The 10,416-nt window shown below is 67.2% G+C and carries 9 protein-coding genes and 1 riboswitch; of the genes, 7 read left to right on the top strand and 2 right to left on the bottom strand.

Translation table 11 applies throughout. The annotated features are described in order from the left end of the window. Positions 1 to 239 precede the first annotated feature (239 nt). Entirely contained in the window at positions 240 to 494 is a 255-nt protein-coding gene (locus HUW53_RS21515; protein WP_237347792.1) for a CobW family GTP-binding protein, read from the top strand. Between the two features lie 54 nt (positions 495 to 548). On the opposite strand, the gene metE is transcribed toward HUW53_RS21515, so the two are convergent. Further along, entirely contained in the window at positions 549 to 2,888 is a 2,340-nt protein-coding gene (metE, locus tag HUW53_RS21510) for a 5-methyltetrahydropteroyltriglutamate--homocysteine S-methyltransferase (protein WP_237347791.1), read from the bottom strand. 107 nt (positions 2,889 to 2,995) lie between these two features. Then, positions 2,996 to 3,189: riboswitch (cobalamin riboswitch) on the bottom strand. A 64-nt stretch (positions 3,190 to 3,253) separates the two neighbouring features. Further along, positions 3,254 to 4,681, bottom strand: coding sequence for a short-chain fatty acyl-CoA regulator family protein (locus HUW53_RS21505; protein WP_237347790.1), 1,428 nt, complete (start codon positions 4,679 to 4,681; stop codon positions 3,254 to 3,256). A gap of 172 nt (positions 4,682 to 4,853) precedes the next feature. Between HUW53_RS21505 and HUW53_RS21500 the strand changes: the two genes are divergently transcribed. From HUW53_RS21500 to HUW53_RS21475, 6 genes are all read left to right on the top strand, one after another. After that, positions 4,854 to 6,473: an isocitrate lyase gene (locus HUW53_RS21500; RefSeq protein WP_237347789.1), complete on the top strand. Its 1,620-nt coding sequence runs from the start codon at positions 4,854 to 4,856 to the stop codon at positions 6,471 to 6,473. A gap of 178 nt (positions 6,474 to 6,651) precedes the next feature. After that, entirely contained in the window at positions 6,652 to 6,882 is a 231-nt protein-coding gene (locus tag HUW53_RS21495) for a hypothetical protein (RefSeq protein WP_237347788.1), read from the top strand. 1 nt (position 6,883) lies between these two features. Further along, positions 6,884 to 7,333, top strand: a complete 450-nt coding sequence (locus HUW53_RS21490; RefSeq protein WP_370877868.1) for an acyl-CoA thioesterase — start codon at positions 6,884 to 6,886, stop codon at positions 7,331 to 7,333. Next, the gene (locus HUW53_RS21485; protein WP_237347787.1) at positions 7,330 to 8,877 is read left to right on the top strand and encodes an MmgE/PrpD family protein; all 1,548 of its coding nucleotides are present in this window, start codon (positions 7,330 to 7,332) and stop codon (positions 8,875 to 8,877) included. Before HUW53_RS21490 ends, HUW53_RS21485 begins: the two co-directional genes overlap by 4 nt. 11 nt (positions 8,878 to 8,888) lie before the next feature. Next, positions 8,889 to 10,070 carry a bifunctional 2-methylcitrate synthase/citrate synthase gene (gene prpC / locus HUW53_RS21480; RefSeq protein WP_237347786.1) on the top strand — a complete coding sequence of 394 codons (1,182 nt, stop codon included), beginning with the start codon at positions 8,889 to 8,891 and terminating at the stop codon, positions 10,068 to 10,070. An 11-nt stretch (positions 10,071 to 10,081) separates the two neighbouring features. Beyond that, on the top strand, positions 10,082 to 10,416 hold a 335-nt coding region (locus HUW53_RS21475; protein WP_237347785.1), incomplete at its 3' end, for an isocitrate lyase/phosphoenolpyruvate mutase family protein.

Below are 10,416 nucleotides of genomic sequence, written 5' to 3'. Positions count from 1 at the left end.
TCGGCATCACCGAGATCTCGGTGACGCCTGACGACAACGAGCAGAGCTTCTCCGACGGCTCCCAGATCCTGGGCTCCGCCACCTTCGTGCGCAACGGCAAGACGCAGGCCGCCGCCGATGGGGACAGGGAGATGGGGCGGGCGGCGTGAGGGTGTGGGAGGATCGGGAGACAGCCTTGTCCTCGTCGCGACCTATGGTTAATCGCAACCGAGATCCTTGGTTGGGGCGGACGCGAGGTCGTGACCTGCCGCGCGCGCGAGGAAGACAACCACACCCCGCTCGACCTCCTCGCCCCTCAGATCGCGTGTGCCGACGTGGTGGTGCTCGACAAGATGTCCGTGCGCGATGGGGAGAAGCTGGCCGCCGTGCGCGGCGTGGTGAAATCCTCCATCCCGATGCCAGCCTCACCTGTTGGAGGGTGCGCTTTCGGAGATCCTGGGCACGTGCGGTTCGATTTCGAGAAAACGAGCATCCATCGGGGGTGCCGGGAATAGCGTGTGAAGACTGGGGCGGGGGCAGCGCTCCACCGCTGCCCCCGCCTCGCGGCCTTATAGCGCCGCCGCGCGGATCTCGCGTGCCGCGGCCACCATGTTGACCAGGGCCGGCCTGACCTCCTCCCATCTGCGGGTCTTCAGGCCGCAATCGGGATTGATCCAGATCTGGCTGTCGTCGAGGCGCTGGCGGGCGCGCGCCACCAGATCGGTCATCTCGGACACGGCGGGCACGCGGGGCGAGTGGATGTCATAGACCCCTGGACCGATTTCGTTGGGATACTTGTAGCTCGTGAAGGCATCGAGCAGTTCCATCTTCGAGCGCGACGTCTCGATGGAGATGACGTCGGCATCCATGGCCCCGATGGCATCAATGATGTCGTTGAACTCCGAATAACACATATGGGTGTGGATCTGCGTCTCGTCCGCGACACCGGACGTGCACAGGTGGAAGCAGGCAACCGCCCACTGGAGATATTCACCCCACTGGCGGCGGCGCAGCGGCAGGCCTTCGCGCAGGGCCGCCTCGTCGATCTGGATCATGGCCGCGCCCGCCGCCTCCAGATCCTGCACCTCGTCGCGGATGGCGAGGGCGATCTGCCGGCAGGCGGTGCCGCGCGGGATGTCGTCGCGCACGAAGGACCAATTGAGGATCGTCACCGGTCCGGTGAGCATGCCTTTGAGCGGCTTCGTGGTGAGCGACTGGGCATAGCGCCACCATTCCACCGTCATCGGCGCGGGGCGGGCGACGTCGCCGAACAGGATCGGCGGGCGCACATAGCGTGAGCCATAGCTCTGCACCCAGCCGTGCCGTGTGAAGGCGAAGCCTGAAAGCTGCTCGCCGAAATACTGCACCATGTCGTTGCGCTCGAACTCGCCGTGCACCAGCACGTCAAGGCCGATCTCCTCCTGCCACCGCACCGCGCGCGCCGTCTCCTCGCGCAGGAAGCTGGCATAGGCGTCGTCACTCAGCGCACCCTTGGCGTGGTCGGAACGGGCCTTGCGCACCTCGGATGTCTGAGGAAAGGAGCCGATGGTGGTGGTGGGGAAGGCGGGCAGATCCAGCCGCCGCCGCTGCACCTCAGCGCGCGCGGCAAAGGCGCTCTTTCGGGTGGCCATTTCCGCGGTGACCGCCTCGATACGGGCGGCAACCGCCGGATGATGCACTTTCGGCGATGTGCGGCGCGCGGCGGCGGCAGCCGCTGAGGCCTCAAGCGCATCCTTCACGCGCGTCTCGTCACCGGAAAGCGCGGCCGAGAGCACGCAAAGCTCGTCCATCTTCTGCACCGAGAAGGCGAGCCACGACTTCAGATCCGGATCGAGATCGGTTTCCAGCTCAAGGTCGATGGGGACATGAAGCAGCGAGCAGGACGGCGCGAGCTGCACATGGTCGGTGCCACGCTTCGCGACCACCTTCCGCAGGCGCTCCACCACCGCTGGCAGGTTCGCCCGCCAGACGTTCCGCCCGTCGATCGCGCCAAGCGAAAGCACGAGGCCTGGGCGGGCTTTCTCGGCAACCGCATCCAACTGCTCGGGGGCCCGCGCAAGGTCCAGATGCAAGCCCGCCACGGGCAGGGACAAGGCCAGCTCCAGATTGTCATCGAGGGCACCGAAATAGGCGGCGAGCATGATCTTCAGGTTCGGCAGAGCATGCGCGATGGAGGCATAAGTCCGCCGCAACGCGTCCCGCGCGGCGGGGTCGAGATCGAGCACAAGGCAGGGCTCGTCAATCTGCACCCACTCCGCCCCATTGGCCGCAAGGCGGCGCAGCACGTCCACATAGACCGGAAGGAGATTGCCGAGCAGTGAGAGGGTATCGAAGTCCGGCTCCTTGCTTTTGCCGAGCTTCAGGAAGGTGATCGGTCCGAGCAGCACCGGGCGGGTCTCATATCCGAGAGCCTTTGCCTCGCGATATTCATCCACGGCCTTGAGCGAGGCGAGCTCAAATCGTTGACCCGGCATAAACTCTGGAACCATATAATGGTAATTGGTGTCGAACCACTTGGTCATTTCCTGCGCGGGCACACCCTGAACCGGAGCCGGGGCGTGGCTGCAGGCGGGCTCGGCCTGGGCTCCATCCGCCCCACGGGCCATGGCGAAATAGACCGCAAGCGGCACCTTGCCGCCGCGCCAGCCATAAAGCTCCGGAATGGCGCCGACCATGACACTGGTATCCAGCACCTGATCGTAGAGGGAGAAGTCGTTGGAGGGGATGATTGTGATGCCGTGCGCCTTCTGGCGGGCCCAATTGGCGGCGCGCAGCGTGGCGGCGGCTTCCAGCAGATCGGCCTCGCGGGTCTTGCCCGACCAGTAGCTTTCGAGCGCCGCCTTCAGCTCGCGGCGCGGTCCGATGCGCGGCGTGCCGAGGGTGGCGGTGGGGATCAACGATGTTGTCACGGCTTCAAGCCCTTCGCTTGAGGGCGAGGCTTTGACGGCAGGCGTCGTGGCGTGGACGGCAGAGGCCGGCCGAACCCCGAGCGCACCACCGGGACACCCCGCCCGAGGACGTTTCTATCGTCGCGGCAGGTCTCCTGGCTCACGGGTCGTCGCCGTTCGTCCGCCTTCCCGGGATCGCTCCCAGTGGCAAGAATGGACTTCGGCTCGCCGCTAACAGTTGCGGGGGCAGCGCCGGCGTCACACCGGCTTCCCTCTTAGCTCCGGAGCCGAAAACGGACCGGAGAACCACGACGCGTTTAGTCTGCGGGCGAACCGCTTGCCTGTCAATAGCGATATAAAGACATCCTTATGTCGTGATATCATATTTATCTCGCAGCGTAAGGATTGAGCACGCTGCGGGTTTCGTCCACGGCAAGGGGGCGACCGATCAAAGGAAAGGCGCGTTGCGGGCAGGCGGGGCGCTCGCACACCTTGCATCCGGCCCCGATAGGCGTTGCAGCCGCCGGATCAGCGAGCGCGAGGCCCTTGGAATAGACGAGCCGGCCGGCATGGCGAATGTCGCAGCCGAGCCCGATGGCGAAGGTCTTGCCCGGATCACCATAGCCCCCCGCCGCATGCTGCACCGTGCGGGCGATCCAGAGATAGGTCCGGCCATCTGGCATCTGCGCCACCTGGGTCAGGATGCGTCCGGGCTGGGCAAAGGCCTCATAGACATTCCAGAGCGGACAGGTGCCGCCGACGCGGGAGAAATGGAAATCGGTTGCGGACTGGCGCTTGGAGATGTTGCCGGCCCGATCCACACGAATGAAAAAGAACGGCACGCCCAACGCCCCCGGCCGCTGGAGCGACGAAAGGCGATGGCAGATGGTCTCGTAGCCGACGCTGAACAACGCCCCGAGCCGCTCGATGTCGTAGCGCTCACGCTCAGCGGCGGCGAGAAAGGCGCCATATGGCATCAGAAGCGCCCCGGCGAAATAGTTGGCAAGGCCGATGCGGGCCAGCGCATGGGTTTCCCCCACGCCCGCCGCGGCCGCGCCCGCCAGCCGCTCGATGAGCGGTCCCAATTCCAGGAAGGCGAGTTGCGTCGCGATCTGGAACGCGCGCTGGCCGTTGTCGAGACTTCGCGACAGCCGGAGAACCCGTTCGTCCGGAAGGAAGCGGCGCAAGGCCGTGGCCCCTTCGACGCCGACCTCCGTTGTGCGCACGACACGCACGCCATGGCGACCTTCCAGGTATCGCGCGAGGCCTTCGCCCATGTCCGCGGGCATGAGACCGGCGATCGCGGCGAGCTGTTCGGCCGCTTCATCCAGCTCTGCGAAGTAATTGTGGTGGGCATAGAAGAAATCGCGCACCTGCTCGTAGGGCATCAGCGTGGCCGGCGCCGACATGCCACCCGAGCCGAGCCCCAGCTCTCCCGCCATGGCGTCCGCCCGCTCCAAGGCATGTCGCCAGCGCCGATGCAGGGCCACCACGGCACGGCCGAGGGCGGGCATGGCGGCGGCCACCTCCTTCAACTCGGCAAGGCTCACCTGCTCCGCATTGAGGGGGTCCGTGAACACCTCGCGCAGGTCGGCAACAAGGCGCCCCTCCTCACCCTCCGAGAACAACTGCACGTCGATGCCGAAGATCTCGTTGATCTTCAGCAGCACCGGCACCGTGAGCGGCCGCTGGTTCTTCTCCAACTGGTTGAGATAGCTGGCGGACAGGCCGAGCGCCTGCGCAAGCGCCACCTGGGTGAGGCCGCGCTCCTCCCGCAGCCGCTTCAGGCGGACGCCGACGAAGGTCTTCTTCATGGGCGCGCCCTAACTTCGCAACATTCGCAAATCGGCCGCTCAATCCTCGCAAATCCACGCATTTTCAGTCATTCCGCTCCTTCACCGCGGCAAATATTGTGAGGAAACGATCCGGTCGCAAGCACATTCGCGACCGGCGCGAAACGATCCGGAATGCGAAGAGGAAGACCCCATGGGCCAGTCGAGGAGCTATGCCGCATGCGCCGCCGAACTGAAGGCGCGGTTTCCCGACGGCGTGGCGCCGGGCGGTGTGAGCGTCGACGACATCATCCAGCTGCGCCTTCAGAACACATTTGACACGCACCTCGACATCGCCCGTGCCATGGCCAAGGTGATGCGGCGGGACATGGCCGCCTATGACGCCGACCCCGCCCGCTTCACCCAGTCCCTCGGCTGCTGGTCCGGCTTCCACGCCCAGCAGATGGTGAAGTCGGTCAAGCGCCTCAACGGCACGACCCGCGGCGCCTATGTCTATCTCTCCGGCTGGATGGTGGCGGGCCTGCGCAACCGCTTCGGCCACCTGCCCGACCAGTCCATGCACGAGAAGACCGCCGTCGCGGACCTGATCGAGGAGATTTATGTCTCCCTGCGCCAGGCGGACGAAGTGGCCATCAACGACCTGTTCAAGGCCCTGAAGGCGGCGCGCGCGAAGGGCGACGCGGCGGCGGAGCGGGAGGCGATCGGCGCCATCGACGGCTTCGAGACCCATGTGGTCCCGATCATCGCCGACATCGACGCCGGCTTCGGCAACGAGCACGCCACTTACCTGCTGGCGAAAGCGCTCATCAAGGCCGGCGCCTGCTGCATCCAGATCGAGAACCAGGTCTCCGACGCCAAGCAGTGCGGCCACCAGGACGGCAAGGTGACGGTGCCGCGCGAGGACTTCATCGAGAAACTGCGCGCGGTGCGGCTCGCCTTCGAGGAACTGGGGGTCGAGGACGGCGTCATCGTCGCGCGCACCGACAGCCTCGGCGCCGGCCTCACCCAGAAGATCCCGGTGAGCCAGAAGCCTGGCGATCTCGCCAGCCAATACACCAAGTGGCTGAAGACCGAGCCGGTCACGGACTCCGACCCGCTCAAGGAAGGCGAGCTGGGGCTCATGCTGGACGGTGCGTTGGTGCGGCCGGTGCGCCTGCCCAATGGCCTCTTCGCCTTCAAGGAGGGCTCCGGACGCGCCCGCGTCATCGAGGACTGCATCGCGGCCCTCAGCCAGGGCGGCGCCGACCTGCTGTGGATCGAGACCGACACGCCCAATGTGAAGGACATCGCGTCCATGGTGGCGGAGATCCGCGCGGTCGTGCCGGATGCGAAGCTCACCTACAACAATTCGCCGTCGTTCAACTGGACGCTCAACATCCGCAAGCAGGTGCGCGCGGAATGGATCGCTGAGGGGCGCATCTCGAAGGACGCCTATCCGGACGGCGCGCTGCTGATGTCGGCCAAGCTCGACACGGACGACCTCGGCCAGGAGGCCGATGCGCGGCTCGCCCGCTTCCAGGCGGACATCTCGGCCCAGGCGGGGGTGTTCCACAATCTCATCACCCTGCCCACCTTCCATCTGACCGCTCTCGCCACCGACGAGCTGAGCCATGGCTACTTCGGTCCGGACCGCATGAAGGCCTATGTGAACCGGGTCCAGCGCGAGGAGATCCGGCGCGGCATCTCGGCGGTGAAGCATCAGCATGAGGTGGGCTCGGACCTCGGCGACACCTTCAAGGAGATGGTGGCGGGCACGCGCGCCCTGAAGGCCGGCGGCCATGGCAACACCATGAACCAGTTCGCGGCGGAGTGAGTTTCCGCCCGTTCCCTCTCCCGGCGCGGATGGCGGCACCTCCCCGCGCCACCGGACGGCGTGGCCGTGGCAGCCGCCCGTCCGGATGGGAGGCCGGGTGAGGGGCGGTCCGCCCGCGGTTCGGGACAGCGCCCCTCACCCACTCCTTTTCGCCACCCCGTCCCACAGGAGCACACCCATGAATGCCGAATTCAAGCCCGTCGCGCCGCCGGACCTGTCGGACCGGGACCGCGCCATCAGCCGGGTCGCCGACGCCGTCCACCGGGTGAACGAGGCGATCCAGCGGGCGGTTGCCGCCGGTGTCTCGGTGGAACTGGTGCGTGTTTCCCGCCATCACGACGGCGCCGGCGCCTGGGGCGATCAGATGATCCCCCTGGTGCGGGAGACCGCCTCGCCCGGAGCCGCCTGAGATGGACGCGCCCGCATCCGCCCTCCCCCGCGACATCGGCGCGGGCGCAGCTCCCGGACCCTCGCAAACCTCGTTCGTGGAGATGGTGTTCCCCGATCAGGCCAACCATTACGGCACCCTGTTCGGCGGCAATGCGCTCTCCCTCATGGGCAAGGCGGCCTTCGTCGCCGCCACCCGCCGCGCGCGGACACCGGTCGTAATGGCGAGCGCCGACAAGACCGAATTTCACGTTCCGGTCCGCGTCGGCGAGATCGTCGAGCTGTGCGCCCGCGTCACCCGGGTGGGCCGCACCTCCATGACGGTGGAGGTGGAGATGACCGCCGAGGCCCTCCTGTCCGGCGCCCGCCGTCTGGCCGTGCGCGGTGTCTTCGAAATGGTGGCGGTCGACGCCTCGGGCCGGCCCATGCCGGTGCCATCCCTTTCCGTTCAATCCAAGGATCAAAGCTCGTGAAGCAGCATTCCGTCCGCACCGCCACCTCCGCCGAGGCTCTGCCGCGCGCCGGGCAATTGGCCTGGAAGATCGCCGAGGTGGCCGCCGATCCCGTGCCGGTGGACGATGACGTCGCCGAGATGATCGGCAACCGCATCATCGATAATGCCGCGGTGGCGGCGGCCTCCCTCACCCGGCGCCCGGTGGCGAGCGCACGGGCGCAGGCTCTGGCCCACCCCTACCAGCCGGGCGCCACCGTGTTCGGCCTTTCCCCGCACCGGCGCCTGTCGCCCGAATGGGCGGCCTGGGCGAACGGTGTCGCGGTACGCGAGCTGGACTTCCACGACACCTTCCTCGCCGCCGACTATTCCCATCCCGGCGACAACATCCCGCCGGTCCTGGCGGTGGCCCAGCATTGCGGGCTCGACGGCACGGCCCTGGTGCGCGGCATCGCCACCGCTTACGAGATCCAGGTCGACCTCGTGAAGGGCATCTGCCTGCACGAGCACAAGATCGACCATATCGCCCATCTCGGCCCCTCCGCCGCCGCCGGCATCGGCGCGGCGCTGGGCCTGCCCACAGAGACCATCTACCAGGCGGTGCAGCAGGCGCTCCACGTCACCACCACCACCCGCCAGTCACGCAAGGGCGAGATTTCCAGCTGGAAGGCCTATGCCCCCGCGTTCGCCGGCAAGATGGCGGTGGAGGCCGTGGACCGCGTGATGCGCGGCGAGGGCGCTCCCTCCCCGGCCTGGGAGGGCGAGGACGGCTTCATCGCCTATCTGCTCGGCGGCCCGACGGCGGAATACATCGTGCCCCTGCCGGAAAAGGGCGAGCCCAAGCGCGCCATTCTCGACACCTACACCAAGGAGCATTCGGCCGAATACCAAAGCCAGGCGCTCATCGACCTGGCCCGCCGGCTCGGACCGAAAGTCGGCGACCTGTCGCAGGTGGCGTCCATCGTGATCCGCACCAGCCACCACACCCATTATGTGATCGGCACCGGCGCCGGCGACCCACAGAAGATGGACCCCAAGGCGAGCCGGGAGACCCTCGACCATTCCATCATGTACATCTTCGCCGTGGCGCTGGAGGACGGCGCTTGGCACCATATACGCTCCTATGCGCCGGAACGCGCCTCGCGGCCCTCGACGGTGGCCCTGTGGCACAAGATCTCCACGGTGGAAGACCCGGAATGGACGCGCCGCTACCACAGCCGCGATCCGCGGGAGAAGGCCTTCGGCGGCCGCGTGGTGGTGACGCTGAAAGACGGCCGCGTGATCGAGGACGAGCTTGCCATCGCCGATGCCCATCCGCTCGGGGCGCGTCCGTTCGGCCGGGCGGAATATGTGGCCAAGTTCCGCGCCCTGGCCGAAGGCGTGGTCTCGCCGGCGGAGCAGGATCGCTTCCTCGGCACGGTGGATCGTCTCATCCGGCTCAAGGCGGATGATCTGCCGGGGCTGACCTTCCAGGTGGATCCGGCGTTGCTGGGAACCGTCCGGACCACCGGAATCTTCGACTGGCGCGCCACCTCCGCGCCGGAACTCACCGTGATCTCAGGCTGAGGAGGCTTTCCATGTCCGAGCAACAGACACGCGCGGCCAAGCCCGCTCCGAAAAAGTCCGTGGCCCTTTCCGGCGTGGTGGCCGGCAACACCGCCTTGTGCACGGTGGGCCGCTCCGGCAATGATCTGCATTATCGCGGCTACGACATTCTCGACGTGGCGGAGACGTGCGGCTTCGAGGAGATCGCCCATCTCCTGGTCCATGGCACGCTGCCCACCTGCGCGGAGCTGACCGCCTACCGGACCAAGCTCAAGAGCCTGCGCGGCCTGCCGGAAGCGGTGCGCCGGACCCTGGAGCAATTGCCCGCCGCCGCCCATCCCATGGACGTGATGCGCTCGGGGGTCTCCGCGCTCGGCTGCGTGCTGCCGGAGGCCGCCGACCACAATCCCGCCGGCGCCCGCGACATCGCCGACCGGCTGATGGCCTCGCTCGGCTCCATGCTGCTCTATTGGTTCCACTTCTCCCAGAACGGGCGGCGCATCGAGGTGGAGACCGAGGACGACACCATCGGCGGGCACTTCTTGCACCTGCTGCACGGCCGCGCGCCGGTCGCGAGCCATGTACGGGCCATGGAGACGTCGCTGATCCTTTATGCGGAGCACGAGTTCAACGCGTCCACCTTCACCGCCCGCTCCATCGCCGGCACGGGGGCGGACTTCTACTCCGCCATCACCGGCGCCATCGGCGCCCTGCGCGGGCCGAAACACGGCGGCGCCAACGAGGTGGCCTTCGAGATCCAGAAGCGCTACCCCGATCCCGACATGGCCGAGGCCGACATCCGTCGCCGCGTCGAGGCCAAGGAAGTCGTGATCGGCTTCGGCCATCCGGTCTACACGGTGGCGGACCCGCGCAACGTGGTCATCAAGGAGGTGGCGCGGCGGCTGTCGGTGGAGGCGGGTTCGACCCGCATGTTCGACATCGCCAGCCGCATCGAGCAGGTGATGGGCGAGACCAAGAAGATGTTCGCCAATCTCGACTGGTTCAGCGCCGTCTCCTACCACATGATGGGGGTGCCGACGGCCTTGTTCACGCCATTGTTCGTCATTGCCCGCACCTCGGGCTGGAGCGCGCACATCATCGAGCAGCGGGCCGACAACAAGATCATCCGCCCCTCCGCCAACTATGTCGGCCCCGAGCACCAGGTGTTCGTGCCGCTGGAGGCGCGGGGCCGCGCCGCCATCCGCGTGGCCTGAAGGAGAAAAAGATGCCCTATCTCATATCCTCGGATCTGCCTCACGAACCCGCCGGCGCCCGCTTCCGGGCGCTGGTGGAAGCTGGCGGCATCGTCAAGATCCCCGGCACCCACAACGGCATGGCGGCGCTTCAGGCCAAGGCCGCCGGCTTTTCCGCTGCGTACCTCTCGGGCGCGGCCATGACCGCCTCCATGGGCCTGCCGGACCTCGGCATCATCACCGTGGACGAGGTCGCCTTCTTTATCCGGCAGGTGGCGCGGGCCAGCGGCCTGCCGGTGCTGGTGGACGGAGACACCGGCTATGGCGAGGCCCTCAACGTGATGCACATGGTGCGCACCTTCGAGGA

Origin of the sequence: Xanthobacter agilis (assembly GCF_021730435.1) — a bacterium.
Classification (GTDB): Bacteria; Pseudomonadota; Alphaproteobacteria; order Rhizobiales; family Xanthobacteraceae; genus Xanthobacter; species Xanthobacter agilis.
The sequence above is the reverse complement of the archived record's forward strand: the minus strand, read 5'-3'. Positions and strand labels throughout refer to the sequence as shown.

Excerpts from the sequence above, each read along its gene's own strand:
- HUW53_RS21500 (WP_237347789.1), top strand. The coding sequence starts at position 4,854 with ATGGGCCAGTCGAGGAGCTATGCCGCATGCGCCGCCGAACTGAAGGCG.
- HUW53_RS21490 (WP_370877868.1), top strand. The coding sequence starts at position 6,884 with ATGGACGCGCCCGCATCCGCCCTCCCCCGCGACATCGGCGCGGGCGCA.
- HUW53_RS21495 (WP_237347788.1), top strand. The coding sequence starts at position 6,652 with ATGAATGCCGAATTCAAGCCCGTCGCGCCGCCGGACCTGTCGGACCGG.
- HUW53_RS21505 (WP_237347790.1), bottom strand. The coding sequence starts at position 4,681 with ATGAAGAAGACCTTCGTCGGCGTCCGCCTGAAGCGGCTGCGGGAGGAG.
- prpC (WP_237347786.1), top strand. The coding sequence starts at position 8,889 with ATGTCCGAGCAACAGACACGCGCGGCCAAGCCCGCTCCGAAAAAGTCC.